The following is an 18,977-nucleotide window of genomic DNA, read 5'->3' as shown; positions in this document are numbered from 1 at the left end:
GTTCAGAAAAGAGGATTAGCGGACGGCGTCGACGCGGATTTTCAGTGGCTGCGGGTCGCTGCCATCAAGCTGTACGGCGTGATGTTCGGTGGTGATGAACATCAGTTTGCCGTCGACTTCGATGCGTGCGCTGACTGAATAGCGATGACCCGGCTTGACCTGCGCTGGATCGTAACTCAGATGAAACGGCAGCGGCACCTGGCCTTTGACCGGGCCTTTCTGTTCATCGAGGACCACGGCGGGTGCGTCGGCAAGAGACACGTCCTGCAAGCTGACGCTCAAGGTGGCGCTTGGCGGGAGGGCAATGCGTTGGAGGTAAAACACTTCGCCATCAAGGCTGGTTTTAGCGGCCGGTTGTAGGGTATGGCAAGCTCCGAGCAATGCAGTAAGCCCTAGTAGCGAGAGTTTTTTCATGAGTTAAATCCCTGTCCTTGGCGCCCGGAGAAAAACAGCGCCAACGACAATTTAACTGATTTTTAAGGTGATTTCGCCCCATGTGATGTCGGGCAGTTGGGCTTAGGCGTTGTTGTCCGGATTTTTACGGACGTTGCGGACCACGACGTCCTCAGGGCGCAGATGGTTGACACCCAACTCCACTCGGTGAGGTTTGGTTGTTGCGAAGATCACCTCGCCGTTGGTTTCGATGCGTGCGGTGATTCCATAGCTGTGGCCGGGCAGCACATCAGCGGCCGCGTATGTCAGATTAAAGTCCAGGCCTGCGGTTTCTGCATGAGGGATAACTTGCTGGGCAAGTTCTTTGACAGGCGCAGCCGGAGTGACATCTTGCAGGCTGACGTGAAGTGTCGAGTTCGGCGACAGCAGAATCTTTATCAGATAGTGCACGGTACCGCTGATGCTCATTACATGTTCGTTGCTCATTTGATCTCCTTATCAAATTAATCGTCGGAAATGACGAACCGTCAGCATATCGCTGGGGGCACCGAACCGTGTGTAGGAGTATTCCTGCGTTTGGGGGCGAATTTATAGCGGGATAGATCAGAAGCATCCTTGCTTCTGAATAACGGTGCCGCGTAGTTCCCTCGATGGATCAGAGAGGCTTTACCAGCTCCGCCGCATCTTCACTGCGATGCAACGCCACCTGGCGGATCGACAAGCGAATCTCCGCCGACAACACCCGTTTGGCCGCACCTTCCGCCAGGTCTCCCAGCAGTTCGTGATAACTCAATTTGCCGGCCTCATCACGCTTGAGTACGTCCAGATCCAGCATGGTCTGGATGAAGTGGCGGAACAGGCTCTTGTCGAAGAACTCCGGGGCGTTGAGGCCATGGAGGATCGAGAGGCGTTGCGCCATGACCGTGCACAGGTCTTCCAGTTCTTCGGCGCTGATGCTGTTCTGGCCGCTGTTGAGCAGCAGCGAGACCGTCATATAGAAGCGTTGCAGGGTCTGGGCGATGCTTTTCGACAGCAGCGTCAGCAGCACGAAATGCCGCGAACTCGGCGCCGGACGTAGGTAGACGTCATTCTCAAAACGCAGCAGACCTTGCTCGACGAACGCTTCGAGCCATTGATCAATCACCGCATCCAGCTCGTCCAGCGACCAGCGAATGAACAGCTCCGATTGCAGGTACGGGTACAGCGCGCGGGTGTAGCGCAGGATCTGTTCGCGGCTCATGCGCGAGGCGCTCTGGAAGAAACTCGCCAGCAGCGCCGGCAAGGCGAAGATGTGCAAAACGTTGTTGCGGTAGTAGGTCATCAGGACGGCGTTCTGCTCGTCCAGATACAGAATCTTGCCCAGGGCATCGCTCTGCTCGGACAACAAATCCATGTCTTTCACATGCTCTATCAACGCTCGGCCGTCACCTTCCGGCAGTGTGGTGTGCGGCGAATACGGCACCTTGCGCAACAGCGCCAAATACAGATCAAGTACCCGCGCCATGGCGCGATCATCCAGGGCCAGACGGCTGGTGGACAGCAGGGCCAGGGCCACGAGGTTGACCGGGTTGATCGCCGCGGCTTCGTTGAGATGCTGTGCGACTTTCTCGCCGAGGCGGTTGGTGGTTTCGTTGAGCCAAGCCGGTTTGAACTGCGGGCCGTGTTCCTGTTTACGCCAGTCCGGCTGTTCGCTGTCGAGGAATTCCGCCAGTTTGATCGGTTCGCCAAAGTTCACCGCCACTTGGCCGAAGCGCTGCTTGAGGGCGCCGATGACTTTGAAGATGTCGAAGATCGATTCTTTCTTCTTGCTCGCGCCACGCAGTTCGCCGAGGTAGGTCCGGCCTTCCAGTACGCGCTCGTAGCCGATGTAGACCGGGATGAAGACAATCGGCATCCGCGACGAACGCAAAAAGCTGCGCAGGGTGATCGCGAGCATCCCGGTTTTCGGTTGCAGCATGCGCCCGGTGCGCGAACGGCCGCCCTCGACGAAGTACTCCACCGGGAAGCCTTTGGTGAACAAGGTGTGCAGGTATTCGTTGAACACCGAGGTGTAGAGCGGGTTGCCCTTGAAGGTGCGGCGCATGAAGAACGCACCGCCGCGCCGCAGCAGGCTGCCGATCACCGGCATGTTGAGGTTGATCCCGGCGGCAATGTGCGGCGGGGTCAGGCCATTGCGGAACAGCAAGTAGGACAGCAGCAGGTAATCGATGTGGCTGCGATGGCACGGCACGTAAATCACTTCGTGACCTTGAGCGACCTTCTGCACGCCTTCGATGTGGTTGACCTTGATCCCATCGTAGATCTTGTTCCAGAACCAGCTCAGCACCACTTCGAGAAAGCGGATCGCGGTGTAGGTGTAATCCGAGGCGATCTCGTTGCCATAGCGCAGGGCCTGGGCCTTGGCTTTCTCCGGGGAGATGTTCTCGCGCTCGGCTTCGTCGAGGATCGCTTGTTTGACCAGGGGCTGATTGAGCAGGCCCTTGACCAGGTTGCGACGATGGGAAATGTCCGGGCCGATCACGGCGGCTTTCAGGTTGCGGAAGTGCACCCGCAGAATTCGCTGGGCCATGCGCACGGTGCGCTCGTGGCCTTTGTTGTGGTCGATCAGCTCACGCAGGTGAATCGGCGCCGAGAACTGCACCCGGGTTTTGCGCCCCAGCACGATGATGCTCAGCAACCGGCGCAGACGCCCGGTGACCGCCCAGCTGTCGGCGAAGAGCAGTTTCCACGGGCTCGATTCGCTGTCTGGCGACTGACCCCAGAACACGCTGACCGGAATGATCTGCGCATCTTCAGCGGCGTTCTGGCTCAGGGCACTGACCAGGCGAGTCAGGGTCGGCGGTGCGCCACGTTTGTCCTGGCGGCCGAGCCAGTCGGGCTCCGGCGTCAGGTAAAAGAACGCGGCGGGTTCCACCAACGTACCTACCGATACCGGCAACACCGGGCGCGGCAGGCCGGCCTTGCTGCACTCGGTATCGACCACGGCAAGGTCGGTCAGCGAAGGGTTTTGCAGGACGTAGAACACCGGACGACTGCGGTCGAGGTTGAGGGTGAACGACGACTGGTTGATCGTCTCCGAGCGAACCCAGAGGTAGAGCAGTCGGCGCAGGGTGCCAAACACAAGACGGCGGAACGGGGAACGGGTCATACGGCATCTGCATGAGTGAATAAAACCGAGCGTTTGCTCGGGCGGCCGGTAGTGTGCCGTATTCGCCGAAAATCGGCAAAAAAGCGCCTAAGTAAACTTGAGTTGAGAGTTTTGGCGGCTGTCATATACTCGGCCGTTCAAAATAAAAACAAGGGGGTACTGACATGGCTACGCGCGAAACCGGCAATGTGAAGTGGTTCAACGACGCCAAGGGCTATGGCTTCATTCAGCGCGAAGACGGGGTGGACGTGTTCGTGCACTACCGCGCGATTCGCGGCGAAGGGCATCGCTCGTTGGCTGAAGGCCAGCAGGTTGAATATGCCGTGGTGACCGGCGAGAAGGGCTTGCAGGCTGAGGATGTTGTAGGCCTCTAGAGATCGTTCCCACGCTCCGCGTGGGAATGCCTCAATGGACGCTCTGCGTCCGCTTCTGGGACGCGGAGCGTCCCGGGCTGCATTCCCACGCAGAGCGTGGGAACGATCAGTGTCAGGCGGTTTTCCAGGTGATTTCTTCCTCACCATCAGCGCTGATGCGCATCCAGCGATCGGCCGATTCCTCACCTTCTTCCTCGACCCAGCTACCCGGTGCACAACGCACTTCGACGTTCAGCGCGGCAAACGCAGCGCGGGCGCAGGCGATGTCGTCTTCCCACGGGGTCTGGTCGCTTTCCAGATACAGGCTGTTCCATTTGCCCACGGCTTTCGGTAGCCAGGTCACGGGCACATTGCCGGCCTTGCACTTGTAGGTCTGGCCTTTCTGGACCCAGTCGGTGCATGGGCCTAAAGCTTCGCCGAGCCACGCCGCGATGGCCTTGTAGTCGACGTCGGCGTCTTTCAGGTAAATCTCGATATCGGGTTGGCGCATGGATGTCCTCACTGCGGGTCTGAAAAATCCATTCGCGGATTTAGCCGGCCTTGAGCCGTTGCTCAAGACCAAAAATTATTGAAGTACGAAATAATCGTAGCGCATCGATACGGTGACTTCGAACGGCTCGGCCTGTTCGATCACCGCCGTCCGGCGTTCAGCACTGGCGCGCCAGCCGTGTGGCGTCATGGCCAACAGGTTGGCGCGATCCTGACCCTTTTCCAGCGTCAGCTTGAACTCCAGGGTTTCACTGTGTTGCAGCGCCATGCCTTCCGGTACCAGAGCCAGATGCTTGTCGTCGGTGTACTCACGCACTTCGTCGTACAGCCGCTCGCGCAATTCCATCAGATGGCCACTGGTCGGCCCGACTTTCATCAGACCGCCGCCAGGGCTGAGCAGGCGTTTGGCTTCCTCCCAGTCCAGCGGGCTGAAGACGCTGGCGAGAAACTGGCAGCTGCCCGAGGCCAACGGCACCCGCGCCATGCTGGCGATCAACCAGGTCAGTTGCGGGTTGCGTTTGCAGGCGCGTTTGACGGCTTCCCGGGAAATATCCAGCGCGTAACCGTCGGCGTTCGGCACGGCATCGGCGATTTGCGCGGTGTAGTAACCCTCGCCACAACCGATGTCCAGCCAGCGCTGTGGTGTGTATTGCGCAGCCAATTCAGCCAGACGCTTGGCCACCGGAGCGTAATGACCGGCGTTCAAAAAATCTCGCCGGGCTTCGACCATCGCCAGGTTATCCCCAGGGTCGCGGCTGTTCTTGTGCTGCACCGGCAGCAGGTTCAGGTAACCCTGACGAGCGCGGTCGAAACGATGCCCGGCGGGGCAGGCCACGCCGTTGTCCACCGCGTTCAGCGGTTCGCTGCAGATCGGGCAGGCGAGCATCAGGCGAGCAACTTGATCAGGGTCTGGTAGTAGATTTCGGTCAGCACATCGAGGTCGGCGGCCAGCACACGCTCGTTGACCTGGTGGATCGTCGCGTTGACCGGGCCCAGTTCAACCACCTGAGTGCCCATGGTCGCGATGAAGCGCCCGTCGGAGGTGCCACCACTGGTGGAGGCGCGGGTTTCGCGGCCGGTGATGTCCTTGATGCTCGACGCGACGGCATCCAGCAATGCACCTGGCTCGGTGAGGAACGGCAGACCGGACAGCGCCCAGACGATGTGCCAGTCCAGGCCATGTTTGTCGAGGATGTCGGCAACGCGCTTTTGCAGGCCTTCGACGGTGGATTCAGTGGAGAAGCGGAAATTGAATACCGCCACCAAATCACCGGGGATCACGTTGGTCGCGCCGGTGCCGGAGTTCACGTTGGAAATCTGGAAGCTGGTCGGCGGGAAGAAGTCGTTGCCGTGGTCCCAATGCTCGGCGGCCAGCTCGGCCAGCGCCGGGGCGGTGAGGTGGATCGGGTTCTTCGCCAGGTGCGGATACGCCACGTGGCCCTGCACCCCGCGCACGGTCAGCTTGGCGCCGAGGGAGCCGCGACGGCCGTTCTTCACCACATCACCCACCAACGTGGTGCTAGACGGTTCGCCAACAATGCACCAGTCCAGACGCTCCTTACGAGCAACAAGGCGTTCAACCACAGCCTTGGTGCCGTGGTGCGCCGGGCCTTCTTCGTCGCTGGTGATCAGGAAAGCGACCTTGCCCTTGTGGTCCGGGTAGTCGGTGACGAAACGCTCGGCCGCCACGGTCATGGACGCGAGGCTGCCTTTCATGTCCGCCGCACCACGGCCGCAAAGCATGCCGTGTTCGTCGATTACCGCGTTGAACGGGTCGATCTGCCAGGCGGTCACCGGGCCGGTTGGCACTACGTCGGTGTGGCCGGCGAAGCACAGCACCGGACCGTCGTGTTTGCCGTGGATCGCCCAAAAGTTATCCACATCTTCGATACGCATGGGCTCAAGCGCAAAACCGGCATCGCCCAGGCGCTGCATCATCTGCTTCTGGCAATCGGCGTCGACCGGCGTCACGGACGGACGGCGGATCAGGTCGATGGCGAGTTGAAGGGTCGGCGAAAGGTCGGCGTGGGCCGTCATGGGGAACTCCGAAAGCTGGGGGCAAGGCGCGCAAAATGGCGGTTATCTTAAAGCAAAACGGCGGCCATTGGCCGCCGTTTAGTGCATCTGTCACGATTTAGACCGCTGGTAGAGTCTCTGCCTCGACTGCCGGTTTTGGCAGAGAAGACAAGAACGCCATGATCAGCGCCGCCAGGTATGGCAGCGACTGCACCAGCAACATGGTCACCCAGAAACGCATGTCGTTGCTCGGCATGCCGTTCACCAGGTATATCCCCAGCGCCGCGCCCCACAACAGCAGCATGATGAACACTTCTTCGCGAGCCTCCGAAATCGCCACCCAGAAACCGTGATTATCGGCGTTCTTCGGTGTACGGAAAAACGGAATGCTGCTGGTGAAGAAGCCGTACAACACCGCTTTGGCGATGGTGTGCGACAACGCCAACCCTGCCAGTGCCGCGCAGAATGCGTCCTTCAGGTTGACCCCGACCGCACGACGGTAGAGGAAGATGATCTTGCCAACCTTGAACACGAACAGCGCCAGCGGCGGGATCGCGAAAATCAACAACGGCGGATCGACCCGCTGCGGCACGATGATCATCGCCGCCGACCACAACAAGGCGCCCACGGTGAAGAAGATGTTCATGCCGTCCGCCACCCACGGCAACCAGCCCGCGAGGAAGTGGTAACGCTGGCCACGGGTCAGCTCGGTACCCTTGCCGCGCAACAGGCTGGTGGTATGACGCTTGATGATCTGAATCGCGCCATAGGCCCAGCGGAAGCGCTGTTTCTTGAAGTCGATAAAGGTATCGGGCATCAGGCCTTTGCCGTAGCTGGTGTGGTAATACGCCGCCGACAGACCTTTTTCGAACACGCGCAGACCCAACTCGGCGTCTTCACAGATGCACCAGTCAGCCCAGCCCAGTTCCTCGAGCACCGAACGCCGGGTCATGGTCATGGTGCCGTGCTGGATGATTGCGTCACGATCGTTACGGGTAACCATGCCGATGTGGAAGAAGCCTTTGTATTCGGCGTAGCAGAGCTTCTTGAAGGTGCTTTCGTTCTGGTCGCGGTAATCCTGTGGCGACTGCACCACGGCGATTTTCGGATCGGCGAAGTGCGGCACCATGTGCTTGAGCCAGTTCGGGTCGACGCAGTAGTCCGAGTCGATCACCGCAATCACTTCGGCATCCTTGGCGGTGTGCGGAATCAGGTAATTCAGCGCGCCACCTTTGAAGCCGGCCAATGGCGCGACGTGGAAGAACTTGAAGCGCGGGCCGAGGGTTTCGCAGTAATCGCGCACTGGTTCCCAGACGGCCGGGTCCTTGGTGTTGTTGTCGATGATCAGAACTTCAAAGTCCGGATAGTCGAGGTTGGCCAGGGCATTGAGGGTCTGTTTGACCATCTCCGGCGGCTCGTTGTAGCAAGGGACGTGAATCGAGACTTTCGGTCGGTAGTCCGAATCACCCACCACCGGCAGGAATTCGCGCCGGCGTTTGTGGGTCCAGACTGCTTCGGCCAGTTCGTGCGCCTCTGTCAGCAATACGATAAAGACCCCGAGTGCACCGAGGGCAAGCAGGAAGCCCACCGTCAGGCTGAACCAGGTGCTGTATTGCAGGCTGTAGTCGTAACCGATCCACACCAGCACCGAACCGCAAAGGAACGCGATGAAGGTCAGGAAGGTACGGCCGCGTTGACGCAGGGCCGAACCGTCGATCATCAGCAAGGTCAGGGAGAGCAGGGCCAACACCACCGAACCGACAGCGAGCACGCGCCATTGCGGAATGGCGACGACCGGGCCTTCGAAGTTGAATTTCTGCTGACGAGCGGCGTTGAACACGCCCCAATAGGCGCCTACCGAGCCTTCGTCGCTGGCTTTCCAGGGTTGGTCAAACGCTTCGATCACGAAGTAGTTGAAACCCTGGCGGTTGAGCTTGTTGACCAGTGTGCGCAGGTAAATCGCCTGGTCTGCCGGCGACGCATCGGCACCGCCGCGCATGCGACCGTTGCTCGGCCAGCCGACTTCCGACAGCAGCAGCGGCTTTTTCGGGAACATCTTTTTCAGGTCGCGGGCACGGTCGAGTACGAACTGCCCGGACTGCTCCATCGGAACATGTTCCCAATACGGCAGGACGTGAGCGGCGATCAGGTCGACGTGCTTGGCCAGGCTTGGGTTTTCTTCCCATACGTGCCATTGCTCGGAGGTGGTCACCGGCACTTTCACTGCCGCGCGGACGCGATCCAGAATAATGCTGAGCTCCGCGGCGGTAATTTCCTTACGGAAGATCGCCTCGTTGCCCACCACCACGCGAACCACGCTGCGGGAGGTATTGGCCAGGTCGATGGCGCGCAGGATTTCACGCTCGTTGCGCGCAAGATCCGGGCTGATCCAGATACCCAGCGTCACGCGCAAACCGAACTCTTCGGCGAGCTTGGGAATATCGCCCAGCGTGCCGTCGACCGAGTAAGTACGGATGTTGTCCGTCAGCTTGCTCATGATCTCCAGATCGCGACGCATTTCATCGTCGGTCGGATACTGTTCTTTTTGTGGGTACTGGCCTTGCTGGAACGGCGAGTACGAAAAGCCGGAGATCTGTTCAGGCCAGTTCGGGGCGGTGACCGGGCGATTGATCAGCGCCCAGAAGCCGGTAAACAAGGCAGCGATGGCGAGCACCACGACCAGGTTGAGTCCAAATTTACGCGATGACATAGCTATTTCAGGTTCCAGGGGCTGCAGAACGAAGGAACGGTCGGCGGCTGGTTGCCAAGAGGCCGGGGGCGCGCATCCTACACCGTGCTTTCACTTACCGTACAGCAGGCAAGGAAAAGCTTGACGTTGGGCAATCCGGTTTCATTTAAGTTCTTTCACTTTGTCGCGTGTAACTTAAAATTTGTCGCTGTGTAGCCCTTATAATGCGCGCCGGTTTTTGGGGTAATGGATATGAGTACAGAAGATCCGCGATTTGCAGGCATCGCCCGTTTGTATGGCATCGACGGCCTGGAGCGCCTGCGCGCGGCCCACGTGGCGATCGTCGGCGTTGGTGGCGTCGGTTCCTGGGCGGCGGAAGCCGTTGCCCGGTGTGGCGTGGGCGAGATTTCGCTGTTTGACCTGGACGACGTCTGTGTCAGCAACGCCAACCGTCAACTGCATGCGCTGGACAGCACCGTCGGCAAACCCAAGGTCGACGTGATGGCCGAGCGCCTGCGCGGGATCAACCCGGACTGCACGGTGCACGCCGTGGCGGATTTCGTGACCCGCGAGACCATGGCCGAATACATCACGCCGAACATCGACTGCGTGATCGACTGCATCGACAGCGTGAATGCCAAGGCTGCGCTGATCGCCTGGTGCAAGCGTCGCAAGATCCAGATCATCACCACCGGCGGCGCGGGCGGGCAGATTGATCCGACACTGATTCAGGTCTGCGACTTGAATCGGACATTTAATGATCCATTGGCCTCGAAAGTGCGCTCCACATTGCGCCGCGACTACAACTTCTCCCGTACCGTGACCCGTCATTACAGCGTGCCGTGCGTGTTTTCCACCGAACAACTGCGCTACCCGAAACCGGATGGCAGCATTTGCTTGCAGAAGAGTTTTGTCGGTGATGGTGTGAAGCTTGACTGCGCTGGAGGGTTTGGTGCGGTGATGATGGTGACGGCGACGTTTGGCATGGTCGCGGCGACCAAGGCTGTGGATAAGATAGTTGCCGGCGTGCGGCGGCCGGCTGATCGCATTAAACCTGCCTGACCCGATCGTTCCCACGCGGAGTGGGAACGATCAGTGCGCCAACTCTCGCATCCGCTGCAGCACGGCGTTGAGGCCATTGCTGCGCGATGGCGACAGCTGCCGCGACAAGCCCAGCTGATTAAACCACTCCGGCAAATCCACCTGCTGTAACTCGACAGCCGACAACCCGTTAACCCGCGCCAGCAACAACGCCACCAACCCGCGAATCAACCGCGCATCACTGCTCGCGGCAAACTGCCAGTGGCCACCTTGCAACTTGCCCACCAGCCACACCTGGCTTTCACAGCCATTTACACGGTTGGCGTCGACCTTATACACATCGCTCAACACTGGCAGGCGATCACCCCATTGCATCAGCAGACGCGCTCGCTGTTCCCAGCCAGCGGCATTCTGAAAAGTGTCCAGCGCCGTAGCGGCATCGGTGGGCAAGCTCATCGCAGCAACTCCAACGCCTGATCCAGCGCTTCAAAGAATCGCTCAAGGTCTTCGGAGTCGTTGTACAACGCCAACGACACCCGGATCGCCCCGGCCAGCTCAAAACGCTTGAGCAACGGCATGGCGCAATGATGACCGGCGCGCACCGCGATCCCCTGTTCCGTCAGCAAATGCGCCAAATCAGAGTTATGCACACCCTCGACGACAAAACTGGCCAGCGCCAGCTGCGGCTTGCCCAGCAACCGAATGCCGTTGCGCGCTTCAAGGCCTTTGAGCAAACAGTCATGCAGCGCTGCTTCATGGGCAGTCACGGCGTCCTGATTGAGCCCTGCCAGATAATCCAGGGTCGCGCCCAGACCGATCACACTGGCGATCGGCGGCGTTCCCGCCTCGAACCCCAGTGGCGCAGGGCGAAAGCGAGCGCTGTGGTAATCCGCGTCCAGCACCATTTCACCGCCGAATTGCCAATGACGCAGTTGCTCAAGCGCTTCATTGCGCCCGAACAGTACGCCCAGACCCTCGGGGCCATAGAGCTTATGGCTGGAAAACACATAAAAATCGCAACCCAGCGCCTGCACGTCATGCCGACCATGGACCACGCCTTGAGCGCCATCGACCACGGTCAGCGCGTTGTGCGCCTGGGCCATCGCCAACAGCGCGGGCAACGGCTGCCAGGCACCGAGGACGTTGGACAGCTGACTGACCGCCAGCAAACTAGTTTGCGGACCAATCAACTGCGCGGCGGCATCAAGGTCGATCAAACCGTCGGTATCCAGCGGCAGGATCACCAGTTTCAGCTCGCAACGGAGGGCAAGCTGCTGCCACGGCAACAGATTGGCGTGATGCTCCAGGGCGCTGATGACAACTTCATCGCCCGGATTGAAAAGATGTTCCAGGCCATAAGCCAGGAGGTTCAGCGCAGACGTTGTGCCATGGGTAAAGATGATCTGCCCGCAATCGCCGGCATTGAGCCAATGGGCGACTTTGCTGCGGCTGGCCTCGAACGCCTGGGTGGCGTGGGCGCCGGGCAAATGTTGCGCCCGATGCACGTTGGCCGCGCCGTTGGCGTAGTAATGCGCCAGGGCATCCAGCAGGGCTTGAGGTTTTTGCGTGGTGGCGGCGTTGTCCAGATACGTCTGGTCTTGCCGTTGCAATGCGGCGATGGCCGGAAAATCGGCGCGCCAGGGGGAGCGAATCAACATGTTATTCGGCCCTATTGAACATGGGCGGGTGTACGCCTGACCCTGTAGGAGCAAAGCTTGCTCGCGAAGCTTTTGGCGGCCTCAAGGGCCCCTTCGCGGGCAAGCCTCGCTCCTACAGTTTAATCGTCTGACGCTCTGCTTAGTTGTGAGCGTGCAGCGCTTCGTTCAGTTCGATGGCCGACTTGTGGGTTTTGCATTCCACGGCACCGGTCTCCGAATTGCGGCGGAACAACAGGTCAGGTTGACCGGCCAGTTCACGGGCCTTCACGACTTTGACCAGTTTGTTGTGCTCGTCCAGCAGCGCCACTTTGGTACCCGCAGTGACGTACAGGCCCGATTCAACGGTGTTGCGATCCCCCAACGGAATACCGATACCGGCGTTGGCGCCGATCAGGCAGCCTTCGCCGACCTTGATCACGATGTTGCCGCCGCCCGACAGGGTGCCCATGGTCGAGCAACCGCCACCCAGGTCCGAACCCTTGCCGACGAACACACCAGCCGACACGCGACCTTCGATCATGCCTGGGCCTTCGGTGCCGGCGTTGAAGTTGACGAAACCTTCGTGCATCACGGTGGTGCCTTCGCCGACGTAAGCGCCCAGACGAATACGTGCCGCGTCAGCGATACGCACACCGGCCGGTACCACGTAGTCGGTCATTTTCGGGAACTTGTCCACCGAGAACACTTCCAGCAGCTTGCCGCGCAGACGAGCTTCGAGTTGACGCTCGGCCAGTTCGGCCAGGTCGATCGCGCCCTGGTTGGTCCACGCCACGTTCGGCAGCAGAGGGAACACGCCGGCCAGGTTTAGGCCATGCGGCTTGACTAGGCGATGGGACAACAGGTGCAGCTTCAGGTAAGCCTCTGGGGTGGAGGTCAACTGAGCGTCTTCGGCCAGAAGGGTCGCGACCAGCGGCTTGTGGCTCTCGGCCAGACGAGTCAGCAAGGCAGCCTGGGCAGCGTCGACGCTTTTCAGGGCGTCGGCCAGTTGCGAAGCTTGAGCGGTGCTGAACGCGATGGCCTGATTGCCTTCGGTGTAGCCCAGAACAGGTGCGATAGCTGCGACCAGTTCGGCCGACGGGTTGAGCAGTGGCTGCGCGTAAAACACTTCCAGCCATGCGCCTTGACGGTTTTGAGTGCCGACACCAAAGGCCAGGCTGAACAGAGTAGTGGACATGTTGATACCTCTAACAAAATGGAACGGGCTGCCTTACTTGAGCGCTGCCGCGTAGATATCTGGCTTGAAGCCAATCAGGGTTCGGTCACCGAGATCAAGCACCGGGCGTTTGATCATCGAGGGTTGCGCGAGCATCAGCTCGATGGCTTTCGGCTGGTCGAGATCGGCTTTGCGTTCGTCGTCGAGCTTGCGAAAGGTCGTGCCTGCACGGTTCAACACCACTTGCCAGCCGTGCTCGTCGCACCATTGGGTCAGGTGTTCACGGTCGATTCCGACCGTTTTGTAATCATGAAAGTCATACCTGACAGCGTGTTCATCGAGCCAGGTGCGCGCCTTTTTCATGGTGTCGCAGGCTTTGATGCCGAAAAGGTGCAACGTTTTGCTTGAAACGGTCAAGGAATTGCCCCCTTTGCAGGTGCTGGAAATTAATGGTGACGGATTATGCCATGACCGGACGGTTTCGCGTCGGCCGTGGTCGGGTTTGTCCGTTGGTCATGGCGCTCAGGCGTTGGCCTGCGACATTGGTGTAACTACTGCCCAAAGCGTCACGGTCGCCCAGGACTACCCGATATACCTCCCGTCGGCGTCAAGCTGGCAGCAAGCACCTCTAGCAAAGCACTGACCTTGGGAAGTGCTTGACGACTTTTCATCCAGGCGAGATTGATCGCCATTCCCTCGGTTGCTAGATGGGGAAGCACTTCCACCAATGTCCCCTCTTCCAGCTCTCGCTTAATCAACCACGACGGCAACTGCGCGATACCGCTGCCCGCTGATACCGCCATCAACAAACCCTCGCCATTGCCCACCACGAACTGAGCGGGTACCTGCCTGCGTTTCGTTGCGTAGGGGTGGTCTCCTGCGAAGTTCCACGGGGTCACGTTTCCGTCCACCCAGCCATACGCGATGCACTGGTGATGCTCCAGATCACGATCAGTCAGGGGGATGCCATGCTTGGCCAAATACGCGGGCGATGCACAGAAGGTATGCCATTCACTGGTCAGGTAACGATGCCCCACTGTATGTATGCGATCCATGAAGCACACCTACCGTCAGATGCGCTTCCCGTTTACCGTGGCATTTCCGGTGAGCAGTTCCACGGCAGCAATGCTTCATAGTCGGTTACTGACTGCGCATGCGGCAGTCGCTCCAGTACGTGGCGCAGCCATGTATAGGGCTCTTGGCCGTTGACCTTCGCGGTTTCGACCAGGCTGTAGATCTGGGCGCTGGCAGTCGCGCCTTTGGGCGTATCGCTGAACAGCCAAGCCTTGCGACCGATCACAAACGGCTTTATTGCGCGCTCTGCCGGGTTGTTGTCAATCGGTAAAAAGCCAGCCTCCACGTAGCGCTCCAGCCGGCTCCAGTTGCTGGCCAGATAATTAACGGCCTTGCCAAGCGCACTTTGCGGCGTCACCTGCGACTGCGTTTTATCCAGCCAGCTTTTCAACTGGGCTAGGATCGGCAGGCTCTTTTCCTGACGATTAATAAAACGCTGTTCATCGCTGACATCCTTGAGTTCACGCTCGATGCCGTACAGCTTGTTGATCATCGTCAGCGCGATATCGGCACGTCCCGTCTTGCCCTTGGGCTGCACTTTTTGCGCATCGACGAACTTGCGCCGTGCATGGGCCATGCACGCCAGACGTTCCACACCCGGTTGCAACGCCAACGCGTTATATCCCGCGTAATCGTCGGTCATGACATAGCCGCGATAACTTTCCAGCAGGCGCAACGGTACGTCCTGCGCACGGCTGGAGGTGTAGTCGAACAGCACGACTTTTCGATCGGGTGGCCCGCTGGCCTGCACCCACATCCAGGATTGGCTGGTCGGGTCTCGATCCGGTTCCTTCAGTACCTGGACGCGGGTTTCATCGCAGTGGATGACCGGGCTTTCCAGCAACCGGTCGCGCATCAAATTCAGCAGCGGCTGGAGGTGCTCGCCGCACTGGATAATCCAGCGGGCGAGGGTCTGACGCGGGATCTCTACACCGTGTCGACTCAACACCGTCTCGAAACGATGCAGCGGCAAGCCATCGACATACTTGGTGGTCAACAGCATCGCCAACACGCTCGGACTGGCCATGCTCTTTTCGATCAATTGAGCGGGCTTGTCAGCGGTGACCGGAGCCGTTTCACAACCGCGGCAACCGTAGACTTTGCGGATGTGTTTGATCACCCGGATCTGCATTGGCGCGATGTCCAGCTGCTCGCTGGTTTCTTCACTGATCACATGCTTGCGGCAACCGCAGGCACAGGTCAGTTCGTGTTCGGGCAGTTCGTGGATGACTTCTATACGCGGCAGATCAGCCGATAGTGGCTTGCGCTTGCCACGGCGCGGAACTGGAGCAACGACTTCCTCATCGGCATCGCCGACGACGGGCATTGGTTCGCTTTCGGGTTCGTTGAATAAGGCCAGTTGCGGCGTGTTGGGCTCGACTGTTTGCTCGGATTTACGACCGAACAAACGGTCGCGTAACAACTTGATCTGTTCTTTCAGGTCAACAATATGCGTTTCGTAAGCCTGACCCACTTCCTGCTGGCGAGCGAGCGCGTCGAACGCATCAAGCAGCATTTGCTTGAGAAGTTCTGGGTCATCAGGAAGGTGTTCGGGCATCGAAATCATGCCCCGGATTATACCCGTCAGGCGACGAATCTTGGAGTCAAAACCTGATGAGGGCGATTGCGCCACAGGTCAAAACCGTCGAGCAACCAGTTCAATTCCTGAACAGTTAATACGATGGCTTCATCGGTAGCGTCGGGGGATGTTTTGAAACGTTCGGATTCCAGGCGCTTGAGCCAAAGGCAGAAGCCGTTGCGCTCCCAGTAAAGGATTTTCACTCGATTACGGTGGCGATTCAGAAAGACGAAAAGCACCGGGTCGAACACCGCGACTTTGATATCCAGCTCGACCAGAGCGGCCAGGCCGTCGATGGATTTTCGGAAGTCCACGGCCTTGGGATAGAGGTACACTTTTTCGACTTTAGCGTCGGGTCGCATCATGACGTGCTGGCTCCAGAGAGAAATCGGAGTACAGCTTCGGGGATCAACTGCTGGCTTTGAATGTGGGGTTTATGGAGCGGTTACCACTGTATCGGGCCAGACATCCGAACCACCAATGCGTATAACAACGTCCACACCTTGCTGGAAAGGGTCGATCAATCCGTCCGAGAAGGAAATGTGCGGTATCAGCAACGGATGATCCTGAACAAACCGCAGGATGATTGGAAGTACTTGCGCACGACCGAAAGCACCTGGAAGGTCAATTCGAATCCTGCCACACGGCTCGGTATTTTCGGCCTGTAGCGAAAGCTCGGCCTCTTCGAGGTCTGCAAGCACACTGGTGCATGTGCGATAGAAAGCAATCCCCGCATCGGTCAGCGACAAGCGTCGTGTCGTGCGATGGAACAGCCTAGTCCCCAACCTGCTCTCCAGCCGAGCAATGCTTTTACTGATTGCAGAGCCCGTCAAATTCATTTTCTCGGCGGCGGCCTTGAAGCTGCCGGATTCCGAGACGCAGACAAACACATCGATACCTTTCAAGCGTTCGGAGGAAAACATAGACATCCTGTATTCATGAATTCAGTTCCACCAATCTGGTAAGAATCATCATAAATCAGAACGCCATTCCACAGTAAGCTTGGTACTCGAGCACCAGTCAGCGATACGCTATTAGCAAACCATATAAATGACCTATTGAACGATGAGGCAAGGATGCTGACCACGTTAAAAAACTTTTCGACGACCGTAAATTTTCGCTGGCGCGACAAGTTCGAGATGCACGAGGCCTTTTCTCAGGCTGGTGTACGCTCGATCAGACACTTCAAGTCGGATTCGTTGTCGAAGATATTGGAGTGGGTAAGCGAGCATAAGATTCTGCCTGTAGTGTTGAAGCCGATCAAAAGCGCCGGCTCTGACAATATTCATATTTGCACCCAGGAAAACGAAATCAAACATGCTTTCCAGATCATAAAATCGAGCCAGAACATCTTTCTGGAAAGCAACGAAGAGATACGGGTACAGCAATATCTGGATAATTCAGATTTCAAATCCGAGTTGTTGCTTCGCAAGTCTAAGGATGTGGACATCAACTACTGCGTCAACACCGTGAGTGTCGACGGTCTGCACTATGTCAGCGAAATTATCCGCGTGTACCGCACCCGTATCGGAGACTCGCCGGTGCATGACTACAACCAGCTGATGTGTCCGGTGGACAATGCCGACGCATATAGTCGTCTGTCGACTTACATATTCTCCGTGCTCGATGCTCTAGGCATTCGGCAGGGCGTGGGTCACAGCGAGTTGATGATCGTCGATGATCAGCCCGTTTTGCTGGAGACGGCTGCTCGCATGCCGGGCGGCATCGATCTTTCGGCCTATACCCGGGCCCTGGGGCATAACCAGTTGAGTCTTTGGATTGACTCGCTGATTAACCCGCAAGCGTTTCTCGAATACCGGCAGCGGCCAAGAAACAAACTCTACTTTCAATCCAGTTGTGTGTTCCTGATCGCTCGTCAAGCTGGGCCGATCAAGCGTACGCCGGACATTACGCCCTGGAAGGCGATCCCCGGCGTGCACAGTATAAAAATCCAGGATGAAGGGATCCTCAAGAAAACTATCTCTCTGGAAAACTGCCCCGGCCACGTTTTCATTCTGAGTAACGACCGTTTAGCCATTCAGACCAGTATTCAGTTGCTGCGTGAGCACGAGCCATACGACTACAAGGAAATGCTGGAATGAAAGATGTCTCGGGGGGGCTGGCGATTCAAGGCGGGGCCAAGGTCTATGAGAGACCTGTGATTCTGCTGCTGTTGGCGACCTTTATCTTGACCATTGCACGGGCACTGGCTTTGCCCTATCTGGTCGTGTACTTCTCCCAGGCCTTCGGTCTGGGAGTAGCGGATATTGGTTTCGCGGTTGGCGGGTCGCTAATCGTCAGTTCGATTCTTGGGGTATATGGCGGCTTCCTGGTGGACAGGTTCTCCAATTATCGGATCATGCTCGGCGCAGCCACGGTGTTCGCACTGGCTTTCGCGTTGGCCTTTCAGGTAACCAGCCTGGTGCCGTTCATCATTGCTATCGTGGTGGTGAACCTGTCCTATGCGGTGATCGATATCGCAGTGAAATCTGGAATAGGTTTCCTGGTGGCGCCGGACAAGAGGGGAGGCGTGTTCTCTATCAAGTACACGCTGACCAACGTCGGTTACGCCATCGGCCCTTTTCTCGGCATGCTGCTCGCGAAAATCAGCCCCGGTCTGCCCTTTGCGGCGGCGGCCTTGATCGGGGTTGCTTTTGTAGTGCTGTATGGGGTGTTGGGTGGGCGGATCCCCCGCCCTGTGGGCGTTGAGAGTTCGGGTAACGGTTTTGCCAGTGTGCTGGTCCATTTGTTGAGTAACTACCGGTTGGTCTGCTTTACGATTGGGGGAATTCTCAGTGCAATCGTGTTCGGGCAGTTCACTGCCTATCTGTCGCAATACCTGATCGTGACGAGTGACCCGGAAAACACCTATCGCATTATCAACTACCTGGTGACCACCAACGCCTGTGTGGTCATCAGTCTTCAATACCTGATCGGCTCTCGGATTAACCAGAACAACCTGTTCCGCATGTTGATGTTGGGGATGTTGTTCTTTGTGGTTGGACTCATGGGCTTTTGCTATGCACAGATGCATGCCGTCTGGATAGTAGCCATGATTGTTTTTACCGTGGGCGAAATAATCATTATTCCTGCGGAATACCTATTTATTGATTTCATTGCACCGGAGGACATGCGAGGCGTTTATTACGGGGCTCAGAACTTGTCCAATCTTGGAGCTGCGCTCGGGCCCGTATTGTGTGGTGTCGCGCTATCGTTATATGCACCTCAGGTAATGTTCTATGTTTTGTCTTTTTGCATTGTGTTGGCGAGTATTTTCTACTTTATGGGTTCACGGCGCAGAGGTTGATTGATGATTCATCTTAATGCCGCGGGTTCGGGACTTGTATCCGCCGAGACATTGAG

The 18,977-nt window shown here is 58.2% G+C and carries 17 protein-coding genes and 2 pseudogenes; 4 read left to right on the top strand and 15 right to left on the bottom strand.

The window, feature by feature from the left end; genetic code table 11:
• Positions 1-15 precede the first annotated feature (15 nt).
• The 3 genes from ACYZTU_RS23155 to plsB all read right to left on the bottom strand — a co-directional run bounded on the left by ACYZTU_RS23155 (position 16) and on the right by plsB (position 3,541).
• Positions 16-414, bottom strand: coding sequence for a YbaY family lipoprotein (locus tag ACYZTU_RS23155; protein WP_461965804.1), 399 nt, complete (start codon positions 412-414; stop codon positions 16-18).
• Between the two features lie 102 nt (positions 415-516).
• On the bottom strand, positions 517-879 hold the full coding sequence (locus ACYZTU_RS23150; RefSeq protein ID WP_461965802.1) for a YbaY family lipoprotein: 363 nt from the start codon (positions 877-879) through the stop codon (positions 517-519).
• A 169-nt stretch (positions 880-1,048) separates the two neighbouring features.
• Positions 1,049-3,541 (bottom strand): glycerol-3-phosphate 1-O-acyltransferase PlsB, encoded by a 2,493-nt coding sequence (gene plsB / locus ACYZTU_RS23145; protein WP_461965800.1) that lies wholly within the window; start codon positions 3,539-3,541, stop codon positions 1,049-1,051.
• Between the two features lie 164 nt (positions 3,542-3,705).
• On the opposite strand from plsB, the gene ACYZTU_RS23140 reads away from it, so the two are divergent.
• The gene (locus ACYZTU_RS23140) at positions 3,706-3,915 is read left to right on the top strand and encodes a cold-shock protein (protein ID WP_010462862.1); all 210 of its coding nucleotides are present in this window, start codon (positions 3,706-3,708) and stop codon (positions 3,913-3,915) included.
• 112 nt (positions 3,916-4,027) lie between these two features.
• Here the strand turns inward: ACYZTU_RS23140 and ACYZTU_RS23135 are convergent, their stop codons facing one another.
• From ACYZTU_RS23135 to ACYZTU_RS23120, 4 genes are all read right to left on the bottom strand, one after another.
• On the bottom strand, positions 4,028-4,405 hold the full coding sequence (locus ACYZTU_RS23135; protein WP_461965799.1) for a hypothetical protein: 378 nt from the start codon (positions 4,403-4,405) through the stop codon (positions 4,028-4,030).
• A gap of 75 nt (positions 4,406-4,480) precedes the next feature.
• Entirely contained in the window at positions 4,481-5,290 is an 810-nt protein-coding gene (locus ACYZTU_RS23130) for a putative RNA methyltransferase (RefSeq protein ID WP_461965797.1), read from the bottom strand.
• Positions 5,290-6,441, bottom strand: coding sequence for a succinyl-diaminopimelate desuccinylase (gene dapE, locus ACYZTU_RS23125; protein ID WP_461965795.1), 1,152 nt, complete (start codon positions 6,439-6,441; stop codon positions 5,290-5,292). The genes ACYZTU_RS23130 and dapE overlap by 1 nt, the downstream gene beginning before the upstream one ends.
• 97 nt (positions 6,442-6,538) lie before the next feature.
• Complete coding sequence (locus tag ACYZTU_RS23120) at positions 6,539-9,130, bottom strand: glycosyltransferase (RefSeq protein ID WP_461965793.1); 2,592 nt, start codon at positions 9,128-9,130, stop codon at positions 6,539-6,541.
• Between the two features lie 231 nt (positions 9,131-9,361).
• Here ACYZTU_RS23120 and tcdA point away from each other — a divergent pair, with 231 nt between their 5' ends.
• The gene (gene tcdA / locus ACYZTU_RS23115; RefSeq protein WP_409212682.1) at positions 9,362-10,171 is read left to right on the top strand and encodes a tRNA cyclic N6-threonylcarbamoyladenosine(37) synthase TcdA; all 810 of its coding nucleotides are present in this window, start codon (positions 9,362-9,364) and stop codon (positions 10,169-10,171) included.
• Positions 10,172-10,201: 30 nt separating this feature from the next.
• On the opposite strand, the gene ACYZTU_RS23110 is transcribed toward tcdA, so the two are convergent.
• From ACYZTU_RS23110 to ACYZTU_RS23075, 8 genes and pseudogenes are all read right to left on the bottom strand, one after another.
• Positions 10,202-10,606, bottom strand: coding sequence for a SufE family protein (locus tag ACYZTU_RS23110; RefSeq protein ID WP_461965791.1), 405 nt, complete (start codon positions 10,604-10,606; stop codon positions 10,202-10,204).
• A complete protein-coding gene (locus tag ACYZTU_RS23105; protein ID WP_461965789.1) occupies positions 10,603-11,808 on the bottom strand; it encodes an aminotransferase class V-fold PLP-dependent enzyme in 1,206 nt (401 codons plus the stop codon). Before ACYZTU_RS23105 ends, ACYZTU_RS23110 begins: the two co-directional genes overlap by 4 nt.
• Positions 11,809-11,947: 139 nt before the next feature.
• Positions 11,948-12,982 carry a 2,3,4,5-tetrahydropyridine-2,6-dicarboxylate N-succinyltransferase gene (dapD, locus tag ACYZTU_RS23100; protein ID WP_461965787.1) on the bottom strand — a complete coding sequence of 345 codons (1,035 nt, stop codon included), beginning with the start codon at positions 12,980-12,982 and terminating at the stop codon, positions 11,948-11,950.
• 33 nt (positions 12,983-13,015) lie between these two features.
• Positions 13,016-13,378, bottom strand: coding sequence for an ArsC family reductase (locus ACYZTU_RS23095; RefSeq protein WP_214380952.1), 363 nt, complete (start codon positions 13,376-13,378; stop codon positions 13,016-13,018).
• 149 nt (positions 13,379-13,527) lie between these two features.
• Positions 13,528-13,998 (bottom strand): annotated as a pseudogene (locus tag ACYZTU_RS23090) (LysR substrate-binding domain-containing protein); the annotation flags it as partial.
• A 50-nt stretch (positions 13,999-14,048) separates the two neighbouring features.
• Positions 14,049-15,602 (bottom strand): IS66 family transposase, encoded by a 1,554-nt coding sequence (gene tnpC, locus ACYZTU_RS23085; RefSeq protein WP_461963652.1) that lies wholly within the window; start codon positions 15,600-15,602, stop codon positions 14,049-14,051.
• 17 nt (positions 15,603-15,619) lie between these two features.
• On the bottom strand, positions 15,620-15,979 hold the full coding sequence (gene tnpB, locus ACYZTU_RS23080; RefSeq protein ID WP_240050551.1) for an IS66 family insertion sequence element accessory protein TnpB: 360 nt from the start codon (positions 15,977-15,979) through the stop codon (positions 15,620-15,622).
• An 84-nt stretch (positions 15,980-16,063) separates the two neighbouring features.
• Positions 16,064-16,537: pseudogene (locus tag ACYZTU_RS23075) on the bottom strand (LysR family transcriptional regulator); the annotation flags it as partial.
• Positions 16,538-16,690: 153 nt separating this feature from the next.
• Between ACYZTU_RS23075 and ACYZTU_RS23070 the strand changes: the two are divergent.
• Positions 16,691-17,716 (top strand): hypothetical protein, encoded by a 1,026-nt coding sequence (locus ACYZTU_RS23070; RefSeq protein ID WP_461965785.1) that lies wholly within the window; start codon positions 16,691-16,693, stop codon positions 17,714-17,716.
• The gene (locus ACYZTU_RS23065; RefSeq protein ID WP_461965784.1) at positions 17,713-18,921 is read left to right on the top strand and encodes an MFS transporter; all 1,209 of its coding nucleotides are present in this window, start codon (positions 17,713-17,715) and stop codon (positions 18,919-18,921) included. Before ACYZTU_RS23070 ends, ACYZTU_RS23065 begins: the two co-directional genes overlap by 4 nt.
• Positions 18,922-18,977 lie beyond the last annotated feature (56 nt).

The organism is Pseudomonas sp. HLT2-19-2 (assembly GCF_054898005.1).
The sequence above is the reverse complement of the archived record's forward strand: the minus strand, read 5'-3'. Positions and strand labels throughout refer to the sequence as shown.

Excerpts from the sequence above, each read along its gene's own strand:
- ACYZTU_RS23155 (WP_461965804.1), bottom strand. The coding sequence starts at position 414 with ATGAAAAAACTCTCGCTACTAGGGCTTACTGCATTGCTCGGAGCTTGC.
- ACYZTU_RS23150 (WP_461965802.1), bottom strand. The coding sequence starts at position 879 with ATGAGCAACGAACATGTAATGAGCATCAGCGGTACCGTGCACTATCTG.
- plsB (WP_461965800.1), bottom strand. The coding sequence starts at position 3,541 with ATGACCCGTTCCCCGTTCCGCCGTCTTGTGTTTGGCACCCTGCGCCGA.
- ACYZTU_RS23140 (WP_010462862.1), top strand. The coding sequence starts at position 3,706 with ATGGCTACGCGCGAAACCGGCAATGTGAAGTGGTTCAACGACGCCAAG.
- ACYZTU_RS23135 (WP_461965799.1), bottom strand. The coding sequence starts at position 4,405 with ATGCGCCAACCCGATATCGAGATTTACCTGAAAGACGCCGACGTCGAC.
- ACYZTU_RS23130 (WP_461965797.1), bottom strand. The coding sequence starts at position 5,290 with ATGCTCGCCTGCCCGATCTGCAGCGAACCGCTGAACGCGGTGGACAAC.
- dapE (WP_461965795.1), bottom strand. The coding sequence starts at position 6,441 with ATGACGGCCCACGCCGACCTTTCGCCGACCCTTCAACTCGCCATCGAC.
- ACYZTU_RS23120 (WP_461965793.1), bottom strand. The coding sequence starts at position 9,130 with ATGTCATCGCGTAAATTTGGACTCAACCTGGTCGTGGTGCTCGCCATC.
- tcdA (WP_409212682.1), top strand. The coding sequence starts at position 9,362 with ATGAGTACAGAAGATCCGCGATTTGCAGGCATCGCCCGTTTGTATGGC.
- ACYZTU_RS23110 (WP_461965791.1), bottom strand. The coding sequence starts at position 10,606 with ATGAGCTTGCCCACCGATGCCGCTACGGCGCTGGACACTTTTCAGAAT.
- ACYZTU_RS23105 (WP_461965789.1), bottom strand. The coding sequence starts at position 11,808 with ATGTTGATTCGCTCCCCCTGGCGCGCCGATTTTCCGGCCATCGCCGCA.
- dapD (WP_461965787.1), bottom strand. The coding sequence starts at position 12,982 with ATGTCCACTACTCTGTTCAGCCTGGCCTTTGGTGTCGGCACTCAAAAC.
- tnpC (WP_461963652.1), bottom strand. The coding sequence starts at position 15,602 with ATGATTTCGATGCCCGAACACCTTCCTGATGACCCAGAACTTCTCAAG.
- tnpB (WP_240050551.1), bottom strand. The coding sequence starts at position 15,979 with ATGATGCGACCCGACGCTAAAGTCGAAAAAGTGTACCTCTATCCCAAG.
- ACYZTU_RS23070 (WP_461965785.1), top strand. The coding sequence starts at position 16,691 with ATGCTGACCACGTTAAAAAACTTTTCGACGACCGTAAATTTTCGCTGG.
- ACYZTU_RS23065 (WP_461965784.1), top strand. The coding sequence starts at position 17,713 with ATGAAAGATGTCTCGGGGGGGCTGGCGATTCAAGGCGGGGCCAAGGTC.